Origin of the sequence: Geothermobacter ehrlichii (assembly GCF_008124615.1) — a bacterium.
GTDB lineage: Bacteria > Desulfobacterota > Desulfuromonadia > Desulfuromonadales > Geothermobacteraceae > Geothermobacter > Geothermobacter ehrlichii.
In genome coordinates, this window is sequence record NZ_VNIB01000012.1 from 1 (window position 1) to 26,170 (window position 26,170).

A 26,170-nucleotide genomic window follows, 5' to 3' on the forward strand; every position below is an offset into this window, starting at 1 on the left:
ACTGAACAACAGGCCGAGAAAGTGCCTCGGCTACCGGACGCCCCAGGAAGTGTTCGATGAAGCCAGGGGTGGTGCACTTGCAAATTGAATCCACCGGGTCTGGCTGTTGTTGGAGATTGGAGATTGATGTAAGCAATTATAGATAACAATATGGTGCATGTCTGCGTTTATGGTGTTGGGTTTTTGCAGGCGCTTTCAGGGGCAGCGATGCACAATGTAATAATGTTCCGCCTCTGCACAAATAAGGTTTGATTGTAAAACTATAGTATCCAGTTAAAGCTGTGAAGATATAAAATGGACATGACTCCCAAGATAGCAGTTAAAAACTTGTTTAAAATTTTTGGCCCCCATCCGGAAAAGGCACGTAAACTGCTTGATCAGGGGTTAAGTAAAGAAGAGATCCTTGAGAAGACTGAAACCACTATCGCTGTTCAAGATGCTAGTTTCGAAGTTTACGACGGCGAAATCTTCGTCATTATGGGGCTTTCAGGGTCAGGAAAGTCTACTATGGTCCGTATGCTTAATCGGCTTATCGAGCCGACGAGCGGCCAAATATTCGTTGATGGTGAAGAGATCACCAAAATGAGCAAGGAGCAGCTGATTCAGTTGCGCCGTGAGAAGATGAGTATGGTTTTCCAGTCCTTTGCCCTAATGCCACACCTGACAGTGCTGCAAAATGTTGCCTTTGGTCTGGAGATGGCCGGTGCAGATCGTAACTCCCGTGAAGCCAGGGCTCTCCAGGCTCTCAAACAGGTTGGTCTTGAAGCTTGGGCGCAGAGTCTGCCAGAGGAGCTTTCTGGCGGTATGCAGCAGCGGGTCGGTTTGGCTCGTGGGTTGGCGACAGACCCTGATGTTTTGCTGATGGACGAAGCCTTTTCTGCTCTAGACCCATTGATCCGTACTGAAATGCAGGATGAGCTTCTTAAACTGCAGGCGAATCAGAAACGGACCATCGTTTTTATCTCTCACGATCTTGATGAGGCGATGCGTATCGGGGATCGCATCGCAATTATGGAAGGAGGTCGAGTTGTCCAGGTTGGCACCCCAGAAGAGATTTTGCAAAACCCGGCAGACGATTATGTGCGCGCCTTTTTCCGAGGGGTTGACCCAACCAATATCCTTACAGCAGGTGACATAGCTGTCGACAATCAAGTCACAATCGTTATTGTTGACGGGAAAAGTCCCCGTGCCGCATTGCAGCGACTGATCAAGAATGACCGTGGCTACGGTTATGTGGTCGATAGCAACCGAACTTTTAAGGGTATTGTATCGACCGATTCGTTGCGTGAAGTGATTGAGCGGCCAGAGTCGGAACAGACAATTCCAAATGCTTACCTTGAAGGCGTTCAACCAGCATCTGTCAACGATTTTATGCAGGATATCCTGCCGGAAATCACCAAGCATCCTTGGCCGTTGCCAGTTCTTGATGACGATGGCAAGTATCTAGGGGCCATTTCCAAAAATCTATTTCTGCGCACCCTTCACCGCAGTGAATCACGACAATGATTGCCTAAGCTTAAATGAACATTTGTGCCGATGAATTTTTTCAACTTTGAAGAGCAGCTTATCCCGTTGGACGAGTGGGTCCAGGCCTTTGTCGATTGGCTGGTGGCCAATTATCGTGACATTTTCCAAGCCGTAAAGACTCCAGTAGAGTGGAGCCTGAAGGGGCTTGAGTGGTTTTTCAGTGCCTTGCCTCCTTGGCTGGTGATCCTGATTTTTGCCGTCGCCGCTTGGCGATTTGCGGGCAAGCGGGTGTCCTGTTTTACCGTAATGACCTTCCTTCTGATTGGCAGTCTTGGCCTCTGGGAAGATACTATGACCACTCTGTCGATGGTGATCTGCTCCGTGGCCTTCTGTGCCGTCACTGGAATCCCGCTGGGGGTATTGGCAGGCCGCAGCGACCGTTTCGAAATGATCCTGCGTCCCTTCCTCGATGCCATGCAGACCACTCCGGCCTTTGTCTACTTGGTACCGGTGGTGATGCTGTTCAGTATCGGCACTGTCTCGGGAATTCTTGCCACCATTGTCTTTGCCCTGCCGCCGATCATTCGCTTGACCAGCCTTGGTATCCGTCAAGTTCATCCCGAACTGGTCGAAGCGGCTCTCGCCTTTGGTGCTACAGACTGGCAGGTATTGCGTAAGGTACAATTCCCGTTGGCTATGCCGTCGATCATGGCCGGCCTTAATCAGACAATCATGATGGCGTTGTCCATGGTAGTCATCGCTGCCCTGATCGGTGCCGGTGGGCTTGGTAACCCAGTGGTTCAGGGGCTCAACACCTTGGAGATCGGTATGGCTACCGTTGGTGGCTTAGCCATAGTTTTGCTTGCGATGGTCTTGGATCGGATCACTCAGGGGATTGGTAAGAAATAAAAGACTCATTGAGAAGGACTATTCCTTCGCACTGAAGGATAAGGGTGTAGATCGTATGAGGGCAGAATTGCCCCGCTTTTGTGTTGAGCCGTCCACCGATTGATCGGGAATGCTTGCTGATTGCTGATAAGGCTGCGACTCCCATCAGTTGAATCTGTTTTCTAAGAAAGAGGAGGTTTTATGAAACGACTGCTGTTTGCATTGTTGATTCTGGCCTTGGCCATGCCGGGCTACGCGAGTTCAGACAAGCCGGGCAAAGGTGTTACGGTACGGCCTGCCCGCGCCACCTGGAATACCGGTTATTTTCAGGCCGCTTTGGTCGAGGAAGGGCTTAGGGAGCTAGGTTACAAACTAAAAAAAACCAAAGAACTGCAGAATCCGCTTTTCTATCAGGCCGTTGCGCTTGGTGACGTCGACTATTGGCCAAACGGATGGTTTCCGAACCACACCAGTCAAATGCCAAAAGGGTGGCAGGATAAGGTGGAAATTGTCGGTTATGTTGTAAAAGCCGGTGGTCTGCAGGGATACTTGGTTTCAAAAAAGGATGTTGAAAAATACAACATCAAGTCGCTGGATGACTTTAAGCGTCCAGAGGTCAAGAGGGCTTTTGACGACAATGGTGACGGCAAGGCAGATCTGACCGCTTGCCCTCCCGGCTGGGGCTGCGAAAAGGTCATCAGTCACCATCTGGACGTTTACGGCTTGAAAGACCACATCAATCCGATCAAAGCCGGCTACTCTGCCAGCATGGCCGACACCTTGGCCCGTTACAAAGCTGGCAAACCAGTTTTCTTTTACACTTGGGCACCGAACTGGACCATCGGTAAACTGAAGCCGGGCCGGGACGTGATGTGGATTAACGTACCGAAGATCGTGCCAAAAGAATCCCAGATGCCGGGCAAGGATCGAATGACTGTCAGCGGCGTTACGGGTGCAGTTACCGACCCCCTCAAAGCAGGTTTTGTTGTCAGCGACATCCGGATTGTTGCCAACAAGAAGTTTCTCGCCAAAAACCCGGCTGCTAAGAAATTCTTCGAGGTTTTTACTTTACCGCTTTCCGATATCAACCAGCAGAACACTCGCATGCAGGATGGCGAAAACTCGCCGAAGGATATCAAGCGTCACGTCAAGGAGTGGATTCAAAAAAACCAGCAAAAATGGAACAGCTGGCTTGAGGCGGCACGTAAGGCAGCCAAATAGGTCGGTCCATCTATAAGGAAAATGAACTGCAAGAGCCGGAAGGACAATCCTTCCGGCTCTTGTTCGTTTGCCAGACAACGGAGATAAATGGGCCCCTACCTTCTTTGCAGCCGTTTCAGCTTTTTGCGCAAGCGGCGTTGGGCCTCTTTGGCTTTGCGTCTCTTGCGGACACTCGGTTTTTCATAAAACCTGCGGCGCATCTCGCGGAACAGCCCTTCCGTAAGCTTCCCCGTCAAGCAGACAGTTTACGTTAAGGGGGGGTTAGGAGTCTGAGGATAAAGAACCGGTTTCGAGCACTGGCGCCGCCTCAATTTGGCGGGCCTCCATCAGGTCAACCAGCTTTTCGAGTGCCAAGGTGATAGAAACCTGCTCAATTTCCGGCAATTTTACCAAGGCGCTGGACAGGGAGTCCTGAAGAAGAGAGGGGGCCGATTCAACCAGTTGCTTACCAGCAGTGGTTATCGAAATATGGATCTGACGGCGATCCTTGCTATTCCGGTTCCGTTCTATCAGCCCTTTTTCTTCAAGTCGATCAATAATGCCAACCACTGTACTTGGGCTCAGGTAAACCTTCTTGGCTAAGCTGGCGCTTGTTAATGGCCCTTCATCGTTGATTGTCAATAGGCAGGCTAGTTGCGGGCCGGTGATGTTGTGTTGTGTGGATAGTTTATGCGAATGGATATCTACCGCACGGATAATCCGTCGTAACGCTTGGAGGATGCGGAGTTCGTAGCTCCCTTTCGGGATCTGAGGTTGTTGGTTTGTAGGTGGGTTTTCTGGTGTTGTGTTCATATGGTCAGTGCCTGCTTTGAAGTCAAGATATTTTCGCATCATAGTCAGAGTTTTTACGCCAGGCAAGGGCTATTCCTCTGGTGTGGATTCCTTTGGGGCTGAGAATTGTTCCCAATGCGATAAGGGCTGAGGCTGGCGGGTGTGTTCTTCTTGTCAAGTCGCCAATGGTGCACGTGGTCTTAGGTCATGGTGTGGTGTCGGGCGTGATGAGTTCAACGGTGGGAAAGTAGGTTTGAAATCTGGCCCTGTCCCGTGAAAGAAGGGGCAGCTGGGAGACGGCGGCATGGGCGTCTATGAAAAAAATCGGGCAAAGGAGCGGTCTTATCCCCTCCCGCACGTCGGTATTGCAGGTAGACTTTTCCCGCACGTGCTTGGGGATGGTGACCTGTCCTTTGATGGTGACTTTCATGGTGTCTCCGCAAGTAATGGTTTTAGTAAAACCCTATCTCTATGGATATGGTAGATCAAGAGGAGAACCGGTTGTTTTGGGGTGGACTATCCCAGCTTCCGGTCCAGCCCGCGGTACTGCACCGCCTCGGCCAGGTGCGGCTGGCGGATCCGCTCCTCCCCGGCCAGATCGGCGATGGTGCGGGCGACCTTGAGGATGCGTGCGTAACTGCGGGCCGACATCCCCAGCCGGTCGACCACCATTTCCAGCAGCTTTTCCCCTTCGCTGTCCAGTCGGCAGAACTGCTTCAGGTGCCGGGCCTGCATCTGGCTGTTGGTGTGCAGGCCGAAGGGTTCCAGGCGTTGCCGCTGAATCTGTCGCGCCGCCTCCACCCGGGCGCGGATGGCGGCGGAAGGCTCGGCGCCGGTGGTGGCGGCCAGGTCTTTGTGGGCGACGCGCGGCGCCTCGATGTGCAGGTCGATGCGGTCGAGCAGCGGGCCGGAGAGCCGGCTGCGGTAGCGCTGGGTCATCACCGGCGTGCACGAGCAGGGGTGCTGGGGATCACCCAGAAAACCGCAAGGGCAGGGGTGTGTGCCCCTTTACCAACAATCATCAATTCCCCCCACCACGTTTTAATATCGCCACCGAATTGACGCTGCCGCAGCCTCCTGAGCTGGAGAAAGAGCCGGCCACCCTGGGCGAGCACCTGCGCCGGAAGCGGATTGAATTGGGTCTGGAGCAAAAAGAGCTTGCCGCCATGCTGGGGGTCAGCGTCTCAACCATCTGGAACTGGGAGAACGGATGGTCTATTAACTGGCAGTATTACCCTCAAATCATTCGCTTTCTCGGCTACAATCCTATTCCTATACCGGAAGGAACAATCCAAAGGCTTGAATGGTACAAGCGAATCAAAGGATTGGACCTGGTAATGCTTGGGAAAGAGCTGGGGCGTCATCCTGAACAGGTTTCAGAATGGTTGAGAGGGGTCCGTACCCCTTGCAAACGGAACATGCGGGTCATTGAGGAATTTCTGGAAGAAAGGCTGGAAGCCATGCCTACACCTGCGGCAAAATGTTCAAACGAAACTTGAAAGGCCGCATGGCGTGTCGTGTTCTGTCACAAACGGCCTGTATTCTTCGCGATGCGAACAGGTGGATAGATTGGAGACCTGCATGAAGGCAAACCTGATTGGTCGCGCCGGCGAGACCACCCGGCTCGACATTCCCCTCTTTCTCGACGCGGTGCCAGCCGGCTTTCCCTCGCCGGCCTCCGACTACAAGGAGCGCACCCTCGATCTGAACGAACTCTGCGTCAGGAATCCCGCCGCCACCTACTTTGTCCGGGCGCAGGGGGATTCGATGGTCGAGGCCGGCATCTTTCCCGGTGACGTGCTGGTGGTCGACCGCTCGTTGGAGGCCCGGCACGGCGATGTCGTCATCGCCGAGTTCAACGGCGAGCTGACGGTGAAGAAGCTGGAACTGAAACCCGAGGTGCGGCTGGTGCCGATGAACAGCCGGCACGCGCCGGTGCCGGTGCCAGAAGGGGCCGAGCTGGAGATCTTCGGTGTGGTGACCACGGTCATTCATAGTTTACGCAAGCCATGAGACGCTTCGCCCTGGTCGACTGCAACAACTTCTATTGCAGCTGCGAGCGCCTGTTCCGTCCGGACCTGAAAAAGGTGCCGGTGGTCGTGCTCTCCAACAACGACGGCTGCATCGTCGCCCGCAGCCCGGAGGCCAAAGCACTGGGGATTGGCATGGGCGTGCCCCTGTTCAAGGTACGGGACACAGTGAAACGGCACAACGTCCGGGTCTTTTCCTCCAACTACGCCCTCTACGGCGATATCTCCGCCCGGGTGATGCAGACCCTCGAACGGTTCAGTCCCGATCTGGAGATCTACTCCATCGACGAGGCCTTTCTCGACCTGAGCGGCGTCACATCGCCGGTCGAGTACGGACAGGAGATCCGCGCCACCGTCCACAAGCACGTCGGCGTGCCGGTGAGTGTCGGCATCGGGCCGACCAAAACCCTAGCCAAGCTGGCCAATTACGCGGCAAAGAAGTTCAAGGCAACCCAGGGTGTTGTCGATCTGAGCGACCCACAAAAGCGGCAGCGCCTGCTGGCGATCACGCCTGCCGGCGAGGTCTGGGGCGTCGGCCGGCGGCTTGCCGCCAGCCTGCAGAAGCTGGGCGTGACCACGGCGCTCGATCTGGCCCGCAGGGAGCCGCGCCGCATCCGGCGGCGCTTTTCGGTGGTGCTGGAGCGGACCGTGCGCGAGCTGAACGGGGAAAGCTGCATCGGGCTGGAGGCGATGCCGGCGGCGAAAAAGCAGATCGTCTGCTCCCGCTCCTTCGGCGAGAAGCTTTCCGACTATGGGGAAGTACGCCAGACGGTGTGCGAGTTCGCCGCCCGCGCCGCCGAAAAGCTGCGGCGGGAGGGACTGCTGGCCCGCATGGTCCATCTTTTTATCCGCACCAGCCCGTTCGACGGTACCGGCCCCGGCTACAGCAACGCCGCCACCGGCACGCTGCCTTGTCCCAGCGCCGACAGTCTGGCGATTTTGGCCATGGTCACCCGCCTGTTCGACGGCATCTGGAAGGACGGCTGCCGTTACGCCAAGGCCGGGGTGATGCTCGGCGATTTCTGCACTCCCGACCAGGTGCAGCCCGATCTGTTCTCTGCCGGAACGGACCATGACCGGAACGGCAAGCTGATGCAGGCCGTCGACGCCATCAACCACAGCGGCAGGGGCAAGATCTGGTTCGGCGGCCAGCGGCCGCAAAAGGACTGGTTCATGCGTCGGGCGCACCTGTCGCCAGCCTACACGACACGCTGGGAGAGCATTCCGGAGGTCGGGTGAGGGGAGAGAATGAATCGGGAGTCGCGCGTACTTCGGTGGAATCGCAATGTACACATGGACGTGGCCCAGGCACAAATGACCTTCCAAAACGTGAATCTCTCGTTGCTGGGCTAACTCTTGTTTCTCCTCTACCAAATGCTGCCGAACCCGGCCATCAAGAACTCTCTGACGGCACTTCGATGTCCAAACTACGTGATACTTGCAGTCCCAAACTGAATGACATAAGCTTTGTGTGCTGTCCAATGAAAGCTTCCCCTCTGTAAACTTTGAGCGGTTCACAGAGAGGACGCTTTCAAATTCCCCCCAACACTCTGCTAGTCCCCCATAAAGCCGGGGTTACCCGGTGTATTTACGTGTATTTACAGATAAGGAAGAACGGCCATGCCAAGAATTAAAAACCAAGAAATTTTCGTAAAAAATGATAATAACAAATGGACGATAAACCTTTCCAAGTCTTTCTATGAAAAAGCCGCCATCTTTGCTGCTGCCTACAAGTTAAATCGATTCGCGACCATCCAAATCGAGCCTAAGGGCGAAAACGAGGTACTAGTAACTTTCTCCGGGATAAAGAGCTTGGAGTACGGCGTCACAGGCCAACAACTGGTGGAAGAGTTCTGTCGCGAAGTCAACGACCAACAATTGCGTCAAGAACTAAACCGCCAATTTGGAAGGCTACGTGATCTGATTGTTGAACAGGCATTCAAGCCAGTGGCGAACCTCGAGGACAAGATCAATGGCAAGGACTAACCGCTATCATATCCTTCCCTTTCAGTTTAAGAGAAGGGAAGACAACACCGTGCTGATGGTCAACGAAGCTGGCGATTACGTCTTTTTGCCGACCCAACAGTTCGAAGCTTTTGTCTGCCAAGATCTTGACACTAACACGGAAACTTTCAAGACCCTCAAGGGCAAGCACTTTGTTGCCGAGGACGACCTGCCACTGGCGATTGATCTTTTAGCTAACAAATATCGCACGCGCAAAGGGTTTTTGAGGGACTTTACCTCTCTACACATGTTGGTCATAACCCTACGTTGCAACCAAGATTGTCAGTATTGCCAAGTCTCGGCCGAAAACGATACGGCACGGGAGTTCGATATGAGTCCTGAGACAGCCCGCATCATTGTAGAGCGAATCTTCGAGGGACCGTCGAACGATATCAAAATTGAATTTCAGGGAGGAGAGCCGACCCTTAACTGGCCAGCCCTGACCGCGGCTGTTGAACATGCAGAGTCATTGAACCAGGTGGCTGGCAGGAATCTGTCCTTTGTCGTTTGCACAAATCTGACTTCGATCACCCGCGAACAACTTGAATTTTTTCGGGCCCACAATGTAAGCATTTCAACTTCTCTGGACGGGCCAGCCAACATCCACAACAAACACCGCATACTGCGTAACGGCAGGGACACCTATACCGCCTTTCTGAATAACCTCGCCCTAGCCCGTGAAATCTGCGGACATAACGCAGCCTCGGCTTTGATGACTACGACGCGCAGTAATTTAGACTCCCTCCAGCAAGTTGTGGATGAATATATCCGGCTCGGATTCCAAGGCGTATTCTTCCGATCTCTAAACCCTTATGGCATGGCAGCAGAAAATCAGACGACCCTTGCCTATACTCCAGCTGAGTGGTTGGCTGCCTATCGTTCAGGCCTAGACTACATAATTGCTAAGAACCTCGAAGGACACCATTTCCCTGAATTTTTCGCGACGATCTTGTTGACACGAATCTTGACGCCTTTCGCCACTGGATTCGTGGACTTACAATCGCCAACAGGAGCTGGAATTGCCGGTGCAATCTACGATTATCAGGGGGATGTTTTCCCTTCCGACGAAGCGCGCATGCTGTCCCGCATGGGGGACAACTATTTCAGGCTCGGAAATGTTTGGGAATCGACGTTCAAGGAGATTTTTAACGGTCGCAAGTTGCGAGACATCGTTAAACAAGGAAATTTGGAAGTGATGCCTAGCTGTGCCTCCTGCGTCTACCAAGCGTACTGTGGTGTTGACCCAGTACGTAATTACCTAGAGACAGGAGATGTTGTCGGACATCGGCCTGAGAGCGATTTTTGCCAAAAAGCCATGGGGGTGTTCGATATCCTATTCGACAAATTGCAGCGAAACGATGAGCAAGAAATGGCCGTATTCTGGTCTTGGATCACTAGGCGACCACTGGGCCGCGGAGACAAATCATGAAACAGTCGAAAGGCACCCCTTTTGGTCTCGCCAGAACAGTTTTGGCCCGTGTAACGACAACCCCTAAGAGCTTTCTGAGTAGACGGAACTACGTATTCACGGGAGACGAGGGCGCCTATGGATATGCGGCCTGCCTTTCCTCCAATAAATTAGGCCCAGGGGTTAAGGGAGTCGGCAACCTCCCCCACGAATTCCTATCCCTTGATCTTCAAGATAACGATATAGTCCTGATCTCTCCAGCGGGGGAGGTTTCAGTGGTATGGGAAGCTGGGTCGCGACAGAATAGCTTGCTCCTGACCGAAGCCTGCGACTGTCGGTGCCTGATGTGCCCTCAGCCGCCAAAGAAGCATGACCCTGCCCTGCCGAAAATTGCTAGGAATATTCTTGCCATGCTCACCCCAGAAGAAGTCGAAGGGCTTTGCTTGACTGGTGGTGAACCATCTTTGCTTCGGGATGAATTCGTCGCGATACTCGAGATGATCCGAATCCGCTTCAAGGATCGACCTACGGTCCTACTTACCAACGGCAAGAATTTTTCCGATTTTGAGTACGCTAAGAGATGTGCTATCGCTGCGGGGGGACAAGTTATCTTCTGCGTGAGTTTGCATGCCGATAATGACCGTGATCACGATAGGATTGTCGGGGTTAAGGGGAGTTTCGCCAAGACCGTCAAAGGAATTACCAATCTAGCCAAGCTTAGAGTGCCCATCGAGATTCGCTTTGTGGTCAACCGTGTCAATGCAGGACAGATGGGGCGGTTCGCAGATTTTGTTTACCGAAATTTCCCCTTTGTCGTTCATGTCGCTTTTATGGCTATGGAAATACGGGGTTTGGCTGACGAAAATATCGACACGATCTGGATCGATCCGTTCGATTACGGAGAACAAATGAGACATGCAGCAAACCAGCTTGCCCTGAGGGGAGTGCCGGTGTCGATCTACAACATGCCCCTATGCCTGCTTCCCCGAGCGGGTTGGGATTTTGCTCGCCAGTCTATATCCAGATGGAAAAACAGTCTGGTCGAAACATGTGCTCCCTGTGCGGTGAAAGAACAATGCGCCGGGGTTTTTGCCACATCTAGCAGGCAAAGTGCCTATTTGCGCCCCGTTTTGGAGAAGATTGACAATGGGTAATGTCTGTGCTTTATTTGGTCTTAGTTTAGTTGGTTTGACCATTTGACAACACGAGATGGTAGGGGGATATATGAAAAAAATAATTGCGAAAGTCGGATTGTTTGTTGCAGGCCTGCTTGCGCTTGGCGGAGCCAACACTTCAGTTCAGGCTGACCAAGGCATTGCCAACGTCGACGAAAACACCCCATTGTATCTAGACCATGCGCCGTCCCAAGTCTCTAACGGAGAGGTTGTCGTCGGCTGGCATTACTCACACAGGAGCCACGAATCTCATTACTCCCACGAGTCCCATTACAGCCACCGTTCGCACTACTCCGGGTATTGACCGAGAATTCGCAATCTCCCAAGAGCCAGCTTCCTCAAGCTGGCTCTTGGTGTTTAGATAGCAAAAGAAACATTTCAAGCTAGGCGGGCTCATAAAATTATTGCCGCCACAGTCCTCTCACGAGGAATCCCAAACCAGTAGTGAAACCCACTTCTCCTTTTGTTCTTGATCCGACAAACGGCTCAATGAAACTGCCCCTTCCCCCCAACCCCATTTCACAGGCGACACCTTTCGGAGGCCGTCGCCTGTGGCAAAACCAAGCCCGACATTCTTTACCCGCTCCTGCCACAACCCTCGCGTCTGCCGCTACCAGCAGGCAATCGGTAGCTGTTACAGTCGAACTCCCTATCCGGCCCGAATCGCCTCCATCCAGCAGGAAGGAGGCAATCCATGATCCCCCACGACCTTCTGGAGAAGTACAACCTCCCTGAAGATCAGGTCGCCGACGCCATCGAAAAGGCCATCTCTCGCACCCTCTCCGCCATGTTCGATCTGGACATTCTGGTGCGACTCGACGACCGGCTTGAAATCTACGCCCTGAGCAAGTCCTTTCTGGACACCGATCCCAGACCGATCGATCCGCGCGGCCTCTCCAGACAGGTCCGGCGGCAGATCCGCTACCAGATCGAGCGGGAGCTGGAAAAGCGCCAGGCCATCCACGAAGGGAACCTGCTGCGCTCTCTCCGTGGACAGATTGTAAAGGGCGAAATCCGCCAGGTATCCTCTTCCGGTGACGTGGCCGTGGTTCTGGAAGTCGAGGACCACTTCCGCAACGTCGCCATCACCGGCCTCTGCCCGTTCCGACATGTCCCTCCCAAGGAACGAGGCACCTTCAAGCCAGGCGTCGTCCGTTCCTTCCTGGTCACCAGTGTCCTGCCCGTACAGCAGAAGGACCGCTACAAAGTCCAGATTCGACTGAGCCGAACTTCCAAAACCCTGCCCAAGCTTCTGCTACGGGAAGAAACAGGCGTCAAGGGCATACGCTGCACAAGGCGCATCGCCGGCGCCTTCAGCGAGATCGAGTCACCGCAATTTCTTCCCAAAACCGCGATCCGCAAGGTCGCCGACGAACTGGGAGAAAGGATCATCGTCCGTGTCGTTCTTCCGGAGAAGAAAACCGCCTGAACCGTCCACGCTGATCGGCACCGGGGTCCACCTGGACAATCCAACCAGGATTGTCCCCATTCGACTACCGGAGCGGGACCGGAAACGTCACACCTTCGTTTTCGGCACCACCGGAGTCGGCAAGACCCGTCTGGCCGAACTGATGATCGAGCAGGACATTCGGGCCGGCAAGAACATCGTCTTTCTCGATCCCAAGGGCGACCAGCAGATCTTCACCAAGATCTTTGACGTGGCCCGGCAGTGCGGCAGGGAAAACGAGATGCAGCTGGTCACGCCGATCTATCCCGAATACTCGGCTGTGATAGACCCTATGGCCTACTACTTCATGCCCGATGAACTGGTCGGCCACCTGGTTGCCGGCATCAAGGACGGCAAGGAGCCTTTCTACCGCAACGTCGCCAAGGAGGTCGCCACGGCAGTCGTCACCGGAACCATCCTGCTGGCCAGGGCCGAGGGCCGCCCACCGATCATGAACATCGACCTGGTGCGTCAGGCCATCCGCCGCTCCGCCCTCGAAGAGATGCGCCAGGCTCTGGAGCGGATAGCCGACCCCGAGGCGCAATCTGTCGCGGGAGTCCTTCAGGACATCCTCGACTCACCGCAGGGCTACTACGAGAAGGTCAGCACCACCCTCCGCACCGCCCTGAACGAACTGTCCAGTGGCAACATCGGCCAGATCATCGGCAAGGCCGAATCCAATCTCTTCATCGAACGCCTGGAACAGGGGCAGGGCGTCATCCTGGTGGTCCATACCGGCTCGATGATTACCCGCGAGGCCGGAGAAACCCTGGGACGGGTCATCCTCTCCATGATCCAGTCCTTCGTGGGCCGGGTCTACCTTTCCGGCCGCCAGAGAATCGACCGGGGGCTGTCCATCTACATCGACGAGGCGCAGTCCCTTTTCTACAGGGGCGTCGAGGACCTGTTCGCCAAGGCCGGGTCCGCCGGCGTCATGGTCCAGGCGTTCGCCCAGAGCGTCAACCAGCTCTATTCCGTCCTGGGAGAATCAGCGGCCAAGGCCATTCTCGACAACACCAACACCAAGATTTTCATGCGTGCGCCCGACCCGGAAACCGCCGAGTACGTGGTGCAGCACTTCGGCAGGAAGAAAACCCTGTCCACCATCTACAACCCGGCCCAGGTCACCACCCGCGAGATCGAAGAGGACGTGCTGAGGGTGCAGGACGTTCTGGACCTTCAGCCACGCGAACTCTTCATCATGACCTATTCGGGCCGGTATCGGGGAAAAACGGCGGAGGTCGAGGACCCGAAGCTGACCATCCAGTTTCCGGACGCCCCGGCCATCATCCGGGCCGACCGGAGCATCGGGGAGCGCCATGCCGTCTGATCTCATCACCTCTGTCGGAATCGGCTGTTGCTTGGGACTGATCGGCTACGCCGCCTGGCAGTTTCGCCCGGCCCCGAAAGGAAAGAATAAGGAACGCCGCCTGCTGGCCGACATCGCCCGGCTATGGACCGGCAAGGGGGAAGTGGTCGACTTCCGGGAGATCGCCCAGATTTGGCGCACAACGCCCGAAGCCGCCCGGAAGCAACAGGAGAAGGCCCCGAACTACACCAGGAAGGAGATCCGGGACTTTCATGCCCGCTGGTGCAATACGGCCACCGTCCGGGGCGAGAAGAAACTGGTCATCGAAAAGATCCTGTCCATCCTCGACCAGAAGGGCGACTGTCCCTCCGTCGTTCACCGCAACCCGAATGAGGCGGAGAAGAAATACGACAGGGACGTGTTCGCCCTGCTTTCCCGGGTTCCGCTCTGGCAACACAGCCTCGATGTGGCAACCCGCCTGGCCGAAGGAATGAAGCAGGCCGTCATGATCCCGGACGCCCTGATCGCCGGCCTCGGCCACGACCTGGGCAAGCTGCCGTCCTACCAGTACGCCCTCTACCGCACCGGAGACCATCCCGTCCTATCCCTCATCGCCCTGCACCGCGTTCCCGGCTTCGAGTCCATGTCGAACGCGGACGACATAGCCCAGGCCATCCGCCAGCACCACCTGGTCGCCCCGGACAATCCCCTTGGAGCCGCCCTGAAACAGGCCGACCAGAAAACCCGGCTCGACGAGATCAGCCGCCTGTCTCCCGCCGGCAGGGATATCCGTCTCAAGCCGGACGACGAACAGGAGGTGCCCCCGGACACCATTCAAGAGAGTGAGGGGGAAGAACCCTCGACGTCCACCACGGACAAAGAGACGCGACTGGAAACCGGGGCAGAGTCCGCGCCGGACATGGCGGCTGACGAAGAAGGGGAGAAGACAGACCCGGAGGACTCCGGGGGGCAACAGGAGGAACTGTCCGAAGCCTCCACGAACAAGGGCTTCCCGGACAACCTTGACCTGGAAGCGGTCCTGAGCGGTCTCAAGAAGCGCATCAACAGGATCGAGAAGGGACGCTGGTCGGTCGTCTCCATCCCGGAAGGGCTGGTTCTCTGCCAGCCGGACGCACTCTGGAAGGAGATCAGGCGGGTCGGCAAGCGGACACCGGAGCTTTTGCTTGGCGATGCCGACGAAGAAACGAAACGAAAGATTCTGGCGGCGGTCGTGGAGCGGATGAGCAGTGAGCTGAAGGCCATCGAAACCAGCATCGTCGCCGAAGGCTACTACACCTCGCAATGCCTGGTGGTCATGGGCAGCGGCAAGGCATTCAGGTCGCTGCTGATTCCCTTCCGGGCCGAAGCTTTTGGCGTCCTGCCGTCCCACCTCGAAGCCCTGAAAAGCCCCCTGCTGCGGCAGATGGTGCGGAAAGTCAAGCTGCCGAACCAGACAGGAGAGAACGAATGAGCCGGCGCATGGCATGGGTCGCCCTGCTTCTGCTGGTCGTGGCCGCCAGCCATGCCAGAGCCGCCACGGACACCCGGCATGACGATCCGAAACGGGGCTACTGGTGGTACGAGCGGCCACCGCAGGAAGAAAAGAAGAAGGACAGGGAAAAGCCGGCCATCCCGGACTACACGGTGGACGAGATGATGAACATGGACCCGGACCGGCTCAGGGAATACGCCGAGCAGGTCCTGAAGGAGGCCGTCCGGGTGCCGACGGAGAAAAACGTCCGGCGGCACTACCTGGTCCAGGACGTGATCCGGCGCAAGGCCCTGGCCTTCGTCAACACCTCGGAGATGGTCTGGCAGAAGTACCCGGAGCTGACCACGGCCAAGGACAATCCTCTGACCACGCCGGGCCGCAAGGCGCTGACCAGGGCGCAGGTCGAGGAACGGCGCCGGAAACTGATGAAGGCGAAAGACGAGTTCGCGCTGCTCTATTTCCGCTCCGACAGTTGCCCCTTCTGCCAGGCGCAGGACGCGATCATGCCGCACTTCGTCTCCCGTGTCGGCTGGCAGGTCAAGCCGATCAACATCGAGGACAATCCCGACCTGGCCGCACGGCTTGGCGTCGAGACGACACCGTCCCTGATCCTGATCCGCAGGGGATCGGATGACTTCTTCCCGGTGACGACCGGCGTGGCCTCGGTCATGGAAATCGAAAAGCACCTGTTCCGGGCGATCCGCCTGATGCGCGGCGAAGTCACCCCGGAAAACTTCAATCTCTACGACTTCCAGCGGGGAGGCGGATACGATGTCCAGGCCCGACGCTGACTTTCAGGACGGCTTTCTGGTCTATGGCGGCAAAATGCCAGGCTCCATCGGCATCTGCCATCTGCGGGTCATTGCCGGCAAAAAACGGACAGTCTTTCTGGCCAGTGAGCTGACACACAATCCCGGTCCTTCCGTCACCAACGCCATCGAGGGCGTCTGGTGGGCCATCCTGACCGAGTTTCCGCATCAGGCCAAACAGCATCCGCTGTTGATCGAGCACTACAACGACAGGGCCATCTACGGGATACCGGAAGGTGGCGACCGCTACGCCGAAGCAAGAGTCCGCCCCGGCGGAAGCGTCGAGTGGTATCACCGTAGTCCGAAGACGATCATGAAGATGGCCGGCATCCCTGCCGCCAGCCTGGAAATCCCGGTCGACACCCTCACTCTCAACCCGCACGCGCTGGAACAGGAGGCACGTCGTCATGCGCAACTGGACACACCGCGTCCGCGTCTGGTCTAGGAGAATCGCTCTGGCCGGCTGTCTGGCCCTGGCCACGGGCAGCCTCACGCCCGCCACCGCCGGCTGGGTCGACGACTGGGTGACGCAGAAAACCTCGTCCAGCCCGAACTTCTACTCCGGGGCCAAACGTGGCTACTTCACGGCAGGCAGCTTCGATGCCCGCTGGAACCTGCGGAACGACTACCTGTGGAGCATCACCCTCCCGAAACTCAAGACCGGCTGCGGCGGCATCGACGCCTTCATGGGCGGGATGTCCTTTCTGAACACCGACTACCTGGTGGCCAAGCTGGAGCGGATCATGAACGCCGCGCCGGCCGCCGCCTTCGACGTGGCACTGAAGGTCTTTGCCCCGCAGGTGAGCGACACCATCCGCTCGATGGAATCCCTGGCGTCGAAACTGAACAACATCCAGCTCGACGAGTGCCGGGCCTCCAAGTCTCTTGTCGCCACCCTCATGACTCCCACGGCCCGCAGCGAGGAACAGAAGTCGAAGCTGAGCCGCATCCAGGCCGACTGGTGGCAGACAACCGGAGTCGGGGATCTCTGGACCGAATTCCAGAAGCTTCGCAAGGCCGACAACGACAAGCCAGACCCGGCGGCCGCCGCCGGGTCCATGTCCGGCTGTTCGGCGGAGTTCAGGGACGTGTTCGCCGGCGGCAGTGTGTTGGACAACGCGGCGGCCAAGATCGGCCTGACGAACGCCGACTACATCAGGCTGATGCGAGGTTACATCGGGGACATCTACATCGAGGCGCCCAACCCGGCAACGGGGGTCGCGGCCTACAAGGTCGTCTACGATCCCCCCTGTGAGAAGAACACCGGCCTCGACGACTTCCTGAACGGGGACGCGGAGGGCAAGGCGGCTGCCGGAGCCTGCACGCCCATCCCCGACGCCAACAAGAACCTGCAACAGTACGTCCGGGCCCGGCTCATCGCCATCCGCGACCGGATAGCTAATCGGCAGCCGCTGGCAGCCGCCGACCGGACGTTTCTCAACTCGCTGCCCCTGCCGGCGGTCGAAATTCTCGAGAACGCCGTGGCGTCCGGCCTGGAGTCCTCCGAAATGCTCTACCTGGGCGAGGTAGCCGGCAGGGCCTATGCCTACCGCCTGCTCATGGACCTTTTCGCCAAGACCGACCGGTTGCTTTACACCGCTCAGTCCATCATGTCGACGCAGAACAACCCGACCGGCAACAACAGCACGGCGACCTGCCGGATCGACAACGTGGACGAAGCCGCCGCACAGATCACGGTGGTGCAGGAGCGGACCAGGGAGCTGATGGACGCGGTGCGGAAGGACCTGGCCGCGACGCTGAGCGAACTCAACGCCCTGGAAACCTACGTCAGCCGGCGCAAGGTTTTTTCCGACGAGGTGCGAAGGCAGTTGAAGGAACGATTCAGCGGAGGGCTGGCAGAACGGCTGATGCCCAAGAACGGTTAACGCAGGAGGTAAATATGGCAAAGAAAGGATCGAAGGACATTCGGCAGCAGCGCATGGAGCGCCGTATCGAAATGGCGAAGCGGGACGACGTGGAAGTGGTCCCCCGGCGGGCGGCGGAAACGAACGACTTTATCCGCCTGCTTTCGGCCAACGACTTCATCATCAACCGGCTGCGGCAGCGCCTTGGCAGGCGCAATGGGGTTCCGGTCGAACAGGCAATCAGATTTCTGGAACGCAACGAAGAGCTGCGGCAGGAGATGAACCGACTCAACGCCGAGATGTGCGCGGCAATGGGCATGGAGTACCGTCCGCCACGTGGATTCGACAATCCATTGAAAACGGAACCGGAACTGGAAGTGGTCGAGGACAAGAAAGCCGCGAAGACCAAGTAAACCAAAGCCCCCGTCATGGGGGCTTTGGTTTACATCCTGATAAATCCATGGTCTTTTCGGAAATCGCCATCAACCAACTTATTGATGTTGCAGGTGCCAATGACAATATTTCATGAGCAAGCCTCAATGGTCATAATAACCGGCTGCGACTGGACGTTGGAGCTAGTAAAGACCTTTACGAGAACACATGGAGGGGTTTCAGTGTGCACTGAATGGCTGGTCTGGACAACTTAATAGCTAAGTATTTTTTTTGTCGAGAAAACACCAAATATACAACAAAAACGTTGGCACATAACCCAACCATCCGGACATTACAACTGAAGGATATAACATTAAAAGAGGACCAACTACCGTAAAAATTTTTATAATCCTCTTATGGGCGCAATTTCTTTTTTCTGCAACAATCCACGGACCACAGAAATAAATCAACAAAACAAACAAAGCCATTATTGTAATCAATAACGATATCATATAACACCAATATTCCTTCTGTTTGTGTCTAATTGGCTCTTTGCTTTTCGATTTCGCTTTACATTATCATTGACATTCAACAGTAATTATCGTTCTTCCATATCCCGCACCCCCTCGAAACAACTTCATGTCTCCTGTGCAGCCATCCCCCAAGTAAAACCTGTCAACTGCGATTTGTTTATAATATTTTGACATAATATCACGATGCCATTTATGAGTTTTTTTTGAATTATCAAGCGCCATCAACGGCCCAAGATATTTTCCTTTTCTCATTCGTCCCTCAGCAGGCGTAAGCATAACCTTGAACACCTCTTTGTCTCTGCTGTCAGACACTGACCATCCCACCTCTCCTCCATAATAACGAACAAACTTATAAGATGTGGCCCCCTTGCCACGGGCAACCATTATCATTTTCTCTACATCGCTCGAGGTGTAAAAATTAAGCAGAACGTGCTGGATTTGATATATTGTGTTCACTACTGCATCTTCGGCTTTTATCGATTGAGCTCCAGCAACAGGAATTTCATCAATGGGCATCAAGATGGCGCACACAACAAGAGCTCCAGTGAATGTGCATAATTTTTTTAAAATTTCCATATTGCCATCCAATAACTCAAATTGGTTGTTGTAACATCATCTGGTTGTCACTGGAAATGGTTGGCTAATTCAATTTGCAAGCACACCTAAGAATCAACATTATCAACCACAGTTTATTAGAGCTAACTGTAAAGCAGTACGGTGATAACGATGTGCAGCGTTGTTTGCGTCCGAACAAGCGCATTGTGCACTTACCAAGGAAATACAGAGCAATGGTTCAAGAAATTGTTAAATGTTGCGCTTTCAGTTTCGAGGAAGAAGACCCTTTATATTTCTTTTTGGGATTGGAAGCCCTTTATTTTTGATGTGATTAAGAAGAATCTCTTCATAATGTGTTGACCAACCATCCCAATTACTTCGCCAGCACGAATCACAGCAAAAAATTCCGCCATATAACTCTAGTTTATGCCCTTCATATCGTCCTGGCCCATGCTGGTATTGTTTGCCACATACGTCACATGAAAACATAAGTTTCTCTTTTTCCATGCTTTCCTCCTAGTGCCCAACCTATTAATCCTTTTCCTTGTATGGCCTGCCATGATTTCATTTAAAAAAACAAAAAGCCGCCCGGTCGGTTACTCCCCGGACGGCTTTGTTCATCGTGTCATAATCCCCCTCCTGTATAACGATTCTTTGTTAGCCTTGTTAAAATAATGTTTTTGTAAACTTTTCCACGCCTCCCACCAGTTCTTCTACTTCTTCTTTCGTCGGTTCTCTATCTTTGTTGTGATCACAAAGATTCCTGATGTCTCCCAATCTTTGTATCTGACGCCATGTAGGTACATCAAGGACTCCGCCGTTTTTGAGCAGGTCATTAAAGTCGCTTATTGTGGGATGCTTCTTGCGAGTTTTAATATTATGGTTATTTGCAACTTGTGCGAGATGTTTTTCTAAAATAACCCCTGCAATTGCCCCAGCAGCACGAAGAAAACCATTCTTTAAAAGTTCCCTTGCCGCATCAAGCTCTGAGTCAAACAAGTCTGCTTGTACAAGTTGACGAATATCAAATAAGGAGCTTTCAAAACGAGCCTTGACGGCTTTAAGTATTTCTATCTGCGTATGGAACCGCATCGATACCACTGCAAAATCATTGTAATATTTCTCTCCCGTAAAATTGTTCACGCCAGCGCGAATACCATTAAGCCAATCCTGCACATTGTAAGTAGTACTGTTAATTTCTTTTCTCTTGCCGTCACCTTTGTATAGGTGTTCAAACTCTATGATTCTATCGGGGAGCAATTGCCTTATTATCGCTGTGGATTCTGTGTACCAGCGTTGATAGTTTTTTTCAAAAGAACCTTTGAATTTCTTAAAGGTCTCCTTGTCTTCCGCAGATAGCTTGCCTTCTTCCTCTAGGTGTCTAAAGGTAAGATCTAACTCCATAGTTTTCCCGAGTTTGATCAATGAATCGAGATCACTCTTGTACTTGTCTAAATTGGTCAGCATATTGGTCCTTATAGACTAACTTGTTGTTATTTCTCTCCATCTAATAACCCAAGATGGTCGACCGTGTACCCACTCGTCCTGCCAAGCCTAAGGAGCATTATTACCTTGATTTCAATGCCTAAGATATGTCAGCAACCAAATTGCCCTGTTATGTCGGCTCATCCATAACAGCGGATTCCAATATCTGTGCGGTTCTGCAGCTCGGTAAAAAAACAAAAGCCGCCCGGTTGGTTTCCTCCCCGGACGGCTTTTATTTTTTGTGTCATTCTCCCCCTCCCATATAACAACTCTTTGTTAGCGTGTTTTTATTGAGCTGTCAAGCCTGCAACCAAGAGGTGAAAGGAACGAAGCTAGAAGTAGCCACAAACAATTGGAAAACCAAAGCCGGACAAACCAAAGCCCCCATGACGGGGGCTTTGGCGTTTCCAGCATGAGTTCAGCTTTTGGCGGATTTTTTCTTCTTGCCCTTGGCCGCCCTGGCCTTGGCAAGGTTATCGGCAAGACCAGCGTCGATAGCCATCTGCCGACGAGTTTCGGAATAGCTCCTGGCGGCCAGCGGCTGGGAGCTGGGAATGTCGAACTGCTTGCGGTAGTCGGACGGCGTCATGTCGTGCTTGGTCCGCAGGTGGCGGGCAAGGGTTTTCATTCCCTCGCCGCAAATCATGCAGTAAACCTTGTCTTTGCCAAAAGCCTTTTTGCGGCTCACAACAGGACCGGCCTCACTCTCTCCGGCACCCGCCTCCTGCTGCTGGGAAAGGCCTTGGAGCGCCTTGTAGATCTCCGAAAGGGACGTGATCATTTCCTCGGTCGACATCGAACGGGAAGTGGCTTGAGCTTCGACCAGGTCCTTGGCCATCTGAAGAATTTCCGACATGTTGTTTCTCCTTTAGTTGGTTTTATTGGTGGCTGACAAAAATATTGCCACCTTAAATCTGGAGGATTGGCAAGCTCCTGTCAAAATAAAATTTTATATCTACCAATCAAAAGATGAGTATTCACTCCAGTTAAACATATCATTTAATATTTTATTCTGTTTTATATATCTGTTATTGGCCACACTTATTGTCATACAATCATTTTTGTATGAAAATGAATGGTCGGCATGTTTTAAACATACATATCCTTCTTCCCTGAGCCACGAGTCCCTTTTTTTGGCAAATTTATTGATAACCATATTTCTCCTTAGTGAAGAAATCATGTTTTCACTGCGTCCATATGTTATAATCTTATAATAATTGTTTATTTCTTTTGTTGCAGTTTTATAATTTGAAAAACTTGCCCCGGAGCTTGAGTTAAAATAATCCCTATCGATTTCAAAAACCATATTTTGAAAATTGAAATCAGGCAATTGAATTATTTCCGGAAAATAAATCAATGGAAAACTTGCAATTGTGATAAATTCTATATATTTAGAATGGTCCTTTTCTCCAAACAGTTTTTCTTGTATAACATCCTGCGAAAAAGCACCAAACCTTCCAGCCTGAAGTCTTAGCACACCGTTTTTTATAAAAACTCTTAGCAGAAGACCACAATAAGGCACACCTTCTGGTTTATAGATCAAATCGACATTTTCTATATCATCCTCCGTGCGCGGCAGAAAGATTTCATGATAAATAAGGCCGTCTGATTTAATCTCGTTGTTTTCCAGCAATAACGCTCCGCCAACAACATCATAAGTCAACTTGTATGTATGACTTTCTTGATTTCTTGTTTTTATAAATGTATCTAAAATTTGCTTTTTCCAAAGCTCATGCACTTCTTGAAAACAGCCATCCCCTTTTCTCTTCTCAACAATATTTTTAATTATTTCATTGCTTAATATATTTTCTATATCTAGCTCTATCTCAATGTGCACATTGCACGCAATTGCTATCATATTATATTTTAAATTGTGATATATTTGTCTTGTCTTATATTTAAAATACATAAAAAAAGAACCCAACAAACAACTATTACCAATCGAAACTTGTCCTATGTAAAATAAATACAGAGCCGACAATGCAAAAAGCCAACAAACAATCCTATACAACATTCAGAACCCTCCTTCTAAATATAGTTTGCTTTGTGTTTTCATGCATTAGTAATTTCTTTTTTATGACACACAAACATTGCGGCCTATTTGTATTTCTTTATTTAATTGTGCTATAATCAAAAAGTTATGCAACCATATTGATTGTTTATCTGATATGGCATTCCAAGGTAGATTTCATTTCTCTATCACATCTCCATCCTCCAATATCGCCGAGTATACATGCAACATCGTCATATCGATTTTTTAGCATACTCGTTCACGATCTAACATTGAACAAATAACATTACCTCCACCAGAAACAAGAGCACCTTTTAACTTCAATCACTATATCATAAAACTTATATTGTCAACGCTGCACCGCTTAAGTGCCTTGATAACGTCTTTCCCAGCTTGGTCAGTAATATGTTCAGAAATATCTGCATGACGAAGTCATGCCAGATGGTTTGCAGATAAATTTGCATGTGAGGCGAATCTGGCTTATTATTGACTCAATATTTGAGGCGATAAGGCGAGCCAAATGACTCACGAACCGCAATACATCTGGCAGCATCCGTCCTGGCCCAACTTTCGCAAGGACAGTGAGGCACTGATAAAGCCCCTTGGAGAATGCCGCTTTAAACAGGGCTCCCTCTTGGCCCAAATGCGCGAGCTGGGGATGGAGGTCCGGCAGCAGGCCAGAGCCGAAGTCCTGATCGAGGAAGCGTTAAAAACCTCTGAGATCGAGGGCGAAAAGCTCGACCCGAAGGCCGTGCGGTCGTCAGTAGCCCGCCGGCTGGGCCTGCCTACGGCCGGCTTGCCGGAAATCCGGGACCGACATGCCGATGGCGTGGTTGAGATTTTGCTCGACGCAACCCGGAACCATGACAAACCGTTGACGGCTGAAAGGCTGTTCGGTTGGCATGCGGCGCTCTTTCCTACCGGATACTCAGGCCTGCAGAAGATCCGGGTCGCAGCCTGGCGCGACGACCTGGATGGCCCGATGCAGGTCGTTTCCGGTCCCGTGGGACGGGAGAAGGTTCACTACGAGGCGCCTCCCGCCAAACGGGTGCCCCGCGAGATGGAGCGGTTTTTACACTGGTGGGAAGAAAGCAGCCAGAAGGAAGACGGCCTTCTGCGGGCGGCGGTGGCCCATCTGTGGTTTGTCGCCATCCATCCTTTCGACGATGGCAATGGCAGGATTGCCCGCGCCCTGACCGAAATGGCACTGGCCCAGGACGAAGCCCTCGCGATCCGTTACTACAGCCTGTCCTCGCAGATCATGGCTGACAGCGCTTCCTATTACTCCGTCCTCGAACGGACCAACAAGGGAGATGGCGAGATAACCGGATGGCTCCTGTGGTTCCTCGACTGCATGTCCAGAGCCATCCTGCGGTCAAACGAACTGCTGACCAATGTTCTGGTCAAGGCCCGCTTCTGGCAACGCCATGTCCAGACGGAACTCAACGACCGGCAACGCAAGGTCATCAACCGCCTTCTGGAAGCCGGCCCGGACGGATTCGTGGGGGGCATGACCAACCGCAAATATGCCGGCATGACACATGTCAGCCGGGCAACGGCGCAAAGGGAGCTGGCCGATCTGGTCAACAAGGGCATCCTGCGACAGAACCAGCAAAGAGGACGAAACGTCAGCTATAGCCTTGTCTGGGAGGATTCCGTCCACCTGTAGGGAGAACCCCGAAACCGACTATGGTGGCCCCGCACGCCCGCGTTTTGTCTATCGGGGCTCTGAAAACTCGACGCCCTCGGGGTAGAGCCTAGGGAAATAGTAGCCGGCGACACTGGCCGGGAAGAACAGTCGAACCGGCCCTTTTTCACTGTCGGAAACAAGCAGTTTTCTGTCCAGCAGGCTTTTGAGGATACGGCGGGCGGTCCGCTCGGGGCGTCCCGTTATTCGGGCTGCCTCCCCGCGAGGGACTTCACCGCGCAACAGGGCTTCACGAAGCAGGTAGGCGGCCTCGGGTGCCAGTTCTCCGAAGCTCACCTGACGCTCCACGTATCCGGTCATCCTTTTTTGCAGACCGTCAAGCTCCAACAGGTCGGACATGAAATGGACCTGATCGAGGGCCATTTCCAGGAAGAAGGTACAGAAGGCGACCAGCCCACGGTTCGACAGGTTGCCGCGTCCATCCAGATCCCCCTGCCGGTGCGCGTCGGCTCCCGCCAGGGCAGCCAGGTAGGCTTCCCGGTTACGGGCAAGCCCCCGCGATACGGTCCACAGGCCATGGCCGTCGATTTGTGCCCTGATCAGGTAGGCGTGAGTGAACAGACGGGTGACCCGACCGTTCCCATCCAGAAACGGATGTATCCAGGCAAGGCGATGGTGGGAAGCCGCCGCCGCGATGACCTTGTTGACGGCGTTCAGCCTCTCGGGGCTGTACACCGCTTGGAAGCGGGACAAAAAATCGGGCAGGGCATGATGGCTAGGAGCGACATGGCGTCCGACGGTCACGTCCTCCTGGCGCAGCTCACCGGGGACCACCTGCTTGGTCGACCCGTCCGGAGCCTGGACATGGCAGAACTCCTCGGGCAATCGCGCGTAGAACTCCCGGTGAATCCAGCACAGAAAGTCATGTGAGCAAATATCCAGATCGGGGGATTTCCGCAACCTGGCTTCGATAAGCCTCTGCACTTCGATATGGGCGGCGCTTTCCATCTGCATGGCCCGTTTGGCCGGGTCGTGGGAATAGTCCCTGGCCAGGGCGCGTTCGATGTCGACCGGGTGGGTGTTGTGCCCCTCGATCAGGTTCGAGTAGTAGCTGTTCATCGAACGGACCAGCTCGACAACCGCCCGCCTTGTGACCGGGTGCAGAAACGAACTCAGGGCCGCCGAACGGCGGATGACCTCGACGGCCAGATCGGTCAGGCTCGAATCGCCGACAGAAGGGAGCAATGGCTCCATTTCGGAGATGTTGCTGTACAGGGATGTTTCTGCCATCCGGATTACCCTTGACGCCTGGACTTGGCCGATGTTCTGGCCGAAGTTGCTTTTAGGAAATTAAAGCCATAGCTGCACTTTAACTGCATATCAAGTGTTTTTCAAGGGAGTTTTTGGCCGATTCTGTGGCCGATTGCAAGTGGCGGAATCTTTTTCTTGACAGCCCAGATGAGATTTTTACAATGGAGGCAATATTCCACTCTACCTCCAAGTAGAGACTCCTGCCCGCCAGGACAAACTTTCAGGGAAAGCCCCTGATCGAAAAGCCCCAGGCATGGGACGAACCCTGTGCAGGGAGAAACCGTAGCCCGGTGACCCGATCCGCACGCGACAGCGGACTCCCCTGCATGATTACAGCGCCGCGCCACCGTCCACCGTGGACACTCGCGG

Annotated in this window: 25 protein-coding genes and 3 pseudogenes; 17 read left to right on the forward strand and 11 right to left on the reverse strand. The window is 53.8% G+C overall.

Going from position 1 to position 26,170, the window contains the following annotated elements; all coding sequences use genetic code 11:
• Positions 1-294: 294 nt before the first annotated feature.
• The 3 genes from proV to proX all read left to right on the forward strand — a co-directional run bounded on the left by proV (position 295) and on the right by proX (position 3,576).
• Complete coding sequence (gene proV, locus EDC39_RS11610; protein ID WP_148896561.1) at positions 295-1,506, forward strand: glycine betaine/L-proline ABC transporter ATP-binding protein ProV; 1,212 nt, start codon at positions 295-297, stop codon at positions 1,504-1,506.
• Between the two features lie 30 nt (positions 1,507-1,536).
• The gene (locus EDC39_RS11615) at positions 1,537-2,376 is read left to right on the forward strand and encodes an ABC transporter permease (protein WP_148896562.1); all 840 of its coding nucleotides are present in this window, start codon (positions 1,537-1,539) and stop codon (positions 2,374-2,376) included.
• Between the two features lie 180 nt (positions 2,377-2,556).
• A complete protein-coding gene (gene proX / locus EDC39_RS11620) occupies positions 2,557-3,576 on the forward strand; it encodes a glycine betaine/L-proline ABC transporter substrate-binding protein ProX (protein ID WP_148896563.1) in 1,020 nt (339 codons plus the stop codon).
• Between the two features lie 95 nt (positions 3,577-3,671).
• Here the strand turns inward: proX and rpsU are convergent.
• The 4 genes and pseudogenes from rpsU to EDC39_RS11640 all read right to left on the reverse strand — a co-directional run.
• Positions 3,672-3,794: pseudogene (rpsU, locus tag EDC39_RS11625) on the reverse strand (30S ribosomal protein S21); the annotation flags it as partial.
• A 43-nt stretch (positions 3,795-3,837) separates the two neighbouring features.
• The gene (locus tag EDC39_RS11630) at positions 3,838-4,434 is read right to left on the reverse strand and encodes a MarR family winged helix-turn-helix transcriptional regulator (RefSeq protein ID WP_246140247.1); all 597 of its coding nucleotides are present in this window, start codon (positions 4,432-4,434) and stop codon (positions 3,838-3,840) included.
• 118 nt (positions 4,435-4,552) lie between these two features.
• A pseudogene (locus tag EDC39_RS11635) lies at positions 4,553-4,733 on the reverse strand (type II toxin-antitoxin system VapC family toxin); the annotation flags it as partial.
• 130 nt (positions 4,734-4,863) lie between these two features.
• Positions 4,864-5,286, reverse strand: a complete 423-nt coding sequence (locus tag EDC39_RS11640; RefSeq protein ID WP_246140248.1) for a magnesium chelatase subunit ChlI family protein — start codon at positions 5,284-5,286, stop codon at positions 4,864-4,866.
• A 59-nt stretch (positions 5,287-5,345) separates the two neighbouring features.
• Here EDC39_RS11640 and EDC39_RS11645 point away from each other — a divergent pair, with 59 nt between their 5' ends.
• The 3 genes from EDC39_RS11645 to umuC all read left to right on the forward strand — a co-directional run bounded on the left by EDC39_RS11645 (position 5,346) and on the right by umuC (position 7,616).
• Complete coding sequence (locus tag EDC39_RS11645) at positions 5,346-5,846, forward strand: helix-turn-helix domain-containing protein (protein ID WP_246140249.1); 501 nt, start codon at positions 5,346-5,348, stop codon at positions 5,844-5,846.
• Between the two features lie 82 nt (positions 5,847-5,928).
• Positions 5,929-6,360: a translesion error-prone DNA polymerase V autoproteolytic subunit gene (umuD, locus tag EDC39_RS11650; RefSeq protein ID WP_148896567.1), complete on the forward strand. Its 432-nt coding sequence runs from the start codon at positions 5,929-5,931 to the stop codon at positions 6,358-6,360.
• Entirely contained in the window at positions 6,357-7,616 is a 1,260-nt protein-coding gene (umuC, locus tag EDC39_RS11655; protein ID WP_148896568.1) for a translesion error-prone DNA polymerase V subunit UmuC, read from the forward strand. Before umuD ends, umuC begins: the two co-directional genes overlap by 4 nt.
• 36 nt (positions 7,617-7,652) lie before the next feature.
• Here the strand turns inward: umuC and EDC39_RS15870 are convergent.
• Positions 7,653-7,895: pseudogene (locus tag EDC39_RS15870) on the reverse strand (transposase); the annotation flags it as partial.
• A 102-nt stretch (positions 7,896-7,997) separates the two neighbouring features.
• Between EDC39_RS15870 and hxsD the strand changes: the two are divergent.
• The 10 genes from hxsD to EDC39_RS11715 all read left to right on the forward strand — a co-directional run bounded on the left by hxsD (position 7,998) and on the right by EDC39_RS11715 (position 18,299).
• Positions 7,998-8,363 (forward strand): His-Xaa-Ser system protein HxsD, encoded by a 366-nt coding sequence (hxsD, locus tag EDC39_RS11665; RefSeq protein WP_148896569.1) that lies wholly within the window; start codon positions 7,998-8,000, stop codon positions 8,361-8,363.
• Positions 8,350-9,810: a His-Xaa-Ser system radical SAM maturase HxsB gene (gene hxsB / locus EDC39_RS11670; RefSeq protein WP_148896570.1), complete on the forward strand. Its 1,461-nt coding sequence runs from the start codon at positions 8,350-8,352 to the stop codon at positions 9,808-9,810. The genes hxsD and hxsB overlap by 14 nt, the downstream gene beginning before the upstream one ends.
• On the forward strand, positions 9,807-10,943 hold the full coding sequence (gene hxsC, locus EDC39_RS11675; RefSeq protein WP_148896571.1) for a His-Xaa-Ser system radical SAM maturase HxsC: 1,137 nt from the start codon (positions 9,807-9,809) through the stop codon (positions 10,941-10,943). The genes hxsB and hxsC overlap by 4 nt, the downstream gene beginning before the upstream one ends.
• A 715-nt stretch (positions 10,944-11,658) precedes the next feature.
• A complete protein-coding gene (locus EDC39_RS11685) occupies positions 11,659-12,393 on the forward strand; it encodes a hypothetical protein (protein ID WP_148896573.1) in 735 nt (244 codons plus the stop codon).
• A complete protein-coding gene (locus EDC39_RS11690; protein WP_148896574.1) occupies positions 12,362-13,741 on the forward strand; it encodes a type IV secretory system conjugative DNA transfer family protein in 1,380 nt (459 codons plus the stop codon). The genes EDC39_RS11685 and EDC39_RS11690 overlap by 32 nt, the downstream gene beginning before the upstream one ends.
• On the forward strand, positions 13,731-15,191 hold the full coding sequence (locus EDC39_RS11695; RefSeq protein ID WP_148896575.1) for an HD domain-containing protein: 1,461 nt from the start codon (positions 13,731-13,733) through the stop codon (positions 15,189-15,191). The genes EDC39_RS11690 and EDC39_RS11695 overlap by 11 nt, the downstream gene beginning before the upstream one ends.
• Positions 15,188-16,003 (forward strand): conjugal transfer protein TraF, encoded by an 816-nt coding sequence (locus EDC39_RS11700; RefSeq protein WP_187426775.1) that lies wholly within the window; start codon positions 15,188-15,190, stop codon positions 16,001-16,003. The genes EDC39_RS11695 and EDC39_RS11700 overlap by 4 nt, the downstream gene beginning before the upstream one ends.
• Positions 15,984-16,466: a hypothetical protein gene (locus EDC39_RS11705; protein ID WP_148896577.1), complete on the forward strand. Its 483-nt coding sequence runs from the start codon at positions 15,984-15,986 to the stop codon at positions 16,464-16,466. Before EDC39_RS11700 ends, EDC39_RS11705 begins: the two co-directional genes overlap by 20 nt.
• A complete protein-coding gene (locus EDC39_RS11710) occupies positions 16,429-17,907 on the forward strand; it encodes a conjugal transfer protein TraH (protein ID WP_148896578.1) in 1,479 nt (492 codons plus the stop codon). Before EDC39_RS11705 ends, EDC39_RS11710 begins: the two co-directional genes overlap by 38 nt.
• A 14-nt stretch (positions 17,908-17,921) precedes the next feature.
• Entirely contained in the window at positions 17,922-18,299 is a 378-nt protein-coding gene (locus tag EDC39_RS11715) for a hypothetical protein (protein ID WP_148896579.1), read from the forward strand.
• A gap of 537 nt (positions 18,300-18,836) precedes the next feature.
• Here EDC39_RS11715 and EDC39_RS11720 read toward each other — a convergent pair.
• The 5 genes from EDC39_RS11720 to EDC39_RS11740 form a co-directional block, all read right to left on the reverse strand.
• Positions 18,837-19,367 (reverse strand): hypothetical protein, encoded by a 531-nt coding sequence (locus EDC39_RS11720; RefSeq protein ID WP_148896580.1) that lies wholly within the window; start codon positions 19,365-19,367, stop codon positions 18,837-18,839.
• A 243-nt stretch (positions 19,368-19,610) separates the two neighbouring features.
• The gene (locus EDC39_RS11725; RefSeq protein WP_148896581.1) at positions 19,611-19,853 is read right to left on the reverse strand and encodes a hypothetical protein; all 243 of its coding nucleotides are present in this window, start codon (positions 19,851-19,853) and stop codon (positions 19,611-19,613) included.
• A 159-nt stretch (positions 19,854-20,012) separates the two neighbouring features.
• Positions 20,013-20,813, reverse strand: a complete 801-nt coding sequence (locus EDC39_RS11730; protein WP_148896582.1) for a hypothetical protein — start codon at positions 20,811-20,813, stop codon at positions 20,013-20,015.
• Positions 20,814-21,249: 436 nt separating this feature from the next.
• Positions 21,250-21,687, reverse strand: a complete 438-nt coding sequence (locus tag EDC39_RS11735; RefSeq protein WP_148896583.1) for a MucR family transcriptional regulator — start codon at positions 21,685-21,687, stop codon at positions 21,250-21,252.
• A 99-nt stretch (positions 21,688-21,786) separates the two neighbouring features.
• Positions 21,787-22,845 (reverse strand): hypothetical protein, encoded by a 1,059-nt coding sequence (locus tag EDC39_RS11740; RefSeq protein ID WP_187426776.1) that lies wholly within the window; start codon positions 22,843-22,845, stop codon positions 21,787-21,789.
• A gap of 517 nt (positions 22,846-23,362) precedes the next feature.
• Between EDC39_RS11740 and EDC39_RS11745 the strand changes: the two genes are divergently transcribed.
• Positions 23,363-24,511 (forward strand): Fic family protein, encoded by a 1,149-nt coding sequence (locus tag EDC39_RS11745; protein ID WP_148896585.1) that lies wholly within the window; start codon positions 23,363-23,365, stop codon positions 24,509-24,511.
• Positions 24,512-24,559: 48 nt separating this feature from the next.
• On the opposite strand, the gene EDC39_RS11750 is transcribed toward EDC39_RS11745, so the two are convergent.
• Positions 24,560-25,780: a Fic family protein gene (locus EDC39_RS11750; RefSeq protein WP_148896586.1), complete on the reverse strand. Its 1,221-nt coding sequence runs from the start codon at positions 25,778-25,780 to the stop codon at positions 24,560-24,562.
• Positions 25,781-26,170 lie beyond the last annotated feature (390 nt).

Excerpts from the sequence above, each read along its gene's own strand:
- proV (WP_148896561.1), top strand. The coding sequence starts at position 295 with ATGGACATGACTCCCAAGATAGCAGTTAAAAACTTGTTTAAAATTTTT.
- EDC39_RS11615 (WP_148896562.1), top strand. The coding sequence starts at position 1,537 with ATGAATTTTTTCAACTTTGAAGAGCAGCTTATCCCGTTGGACGAGTGG.
- proX (WP_148896563.1), top strand. The coding sequence starts at position 2,557 with ATGAAACGACTGCTGTTTGCATTGTTGATTCTGGCCTTGGCCATGCCG.
- EDC39_RS11640 (WP_246140248.1), bottom strand. The coding sequence starts at position 5,286 with ATGACCCAGCGCTACCGCAGCCGGCTCTCCGGCCCGCTGCTCGACCGC.
- umuD (WP_148896567.1), top strand. The coding sequence starts at position 5,929 with ATGAAGGCAAACCTGATTGGTCGCGCCGGCGAGACCACCCGGCTCGAC.
- umuC (WP_148896568.1), top strand. The coding sequence starts at position 6,357 with ATGAGACGCTTCGCCCTGGTCGACTGCAACAACTTCTATTGCAGCTGC.
- hxsD (WP_148896569.1), top strand. The coding sequence starts at position 7,998 with ATGCCAAGAATTAAAAACCAAGAAATTTTCGTAAAAAATGATAATAAC.
- hxsB (WP_148896570.1), top strand. The coding sequence starts at position 8,350 with ATGGCAAGGACTAACCGCTATCATATCCTTCCCTTTCAGTTTAAGAGA.
- hxsC (WP_148896571.1), top strand. The coding sequence starts at position 9,807 with ATGAAACAGTCGAAAGGCACCCCTTTTGGTCTCGCCAGAACAGTTTTG.
- EDC39_RS11685 (WP_148896573.1), top strand. The coding sequence starts at position 11,659 with ATGATCCCCCACGACCTTCTGGAGAAGTACAACCTCCCTGAAGATCAG.
- EDC39_RS11695 (WP_148896575.1), top strand. The coding sequence starts at position 13,731 with ATGCCGTCTGATCTCATCACCTCTGTCGGAATCGGCTGTTGCTTGGGA.
- EDC39_RS11700 (WP_187426775.1), top strand. The coding sequence starts at position 15,188 with ATGAGCCGGCGCATGGCATGGGTCGCCCTGCTTCTGCTGGTCGTGGCC.
- EDC39_RS11705 (WP_148896577.1), top strand. The coding sequence starts at position 15,984 with ATGTCCAGGCCCGACGCTGACTTTCAGGACGGCTTTCTGGTCTATGGC.
- EDC39_RS11710 (WP_148896578.1), top strand. The coding sequence starts at position 16,429 with ATGCGCAACTGGACACACCGCGTCCGCGTCTGGTCTAGGAGAATCGCT.
- EDC39_RS11715 (WP_148896579.1), top strand. The coding sequence starts at position 17,922 with ATGGCAAAGAAAGGATCGAAGGACATTCGGCAGCAGCGCATGGAGCGC.
- EDC39_RS11720 (WP_148896580.1), bottom strand. The coding sequence starts at position 19,367 with ATGGAAATTTTAAAAAAATTATGCACATTCACTGGAGCTCTTGTTGTG.
- EDC39_RS11725 (WP_148896581.1), bottom strand. The coding sequence starts at position 19,853 with ATGGAAAAAGAGAAACTTATGTTTTCATGTGACGTATGTGGCAAACAA.
- EDC39_RS11730 (WP_148896582.1), bottom strand. The coding sequence starts at position 20,813 with ATGCTGACCAATTTAGACAAGTACAAGAGTGATCTCGATTCATTGATC.
- EDC39_RS11735 (WP_148896583.1), bottom strand. The coding sequence starts at position 21,687 with ATGTCGGAAATTCTTCAGATGGCCAAGGACCTGGTCGAAGCTCAAGCC.
- EDC39_RS11740 (WP_187426776.1), bottom strand. The coding sequence starts at position 22,845 with ATGTTGTATAGGATTGTTTGTTGGCTTTTTGCATTGTCGGCTCTGTAT.
- EDC39_RS11745 (WP_148896585.1), top strand. The coding sequence starts at position 23,363 with ATGACTCACGAACCGCAATACATCTGGCAGCATCCGTCCTGGCCCAAC.
- EDC39_RS11750 (WP_148896586.1), bottom strand. The coding sequence starts at position 25,780 with ATGGCAGAAACATCCCTGTACAGCAACATCTCCGAAATGGAGCCATTG.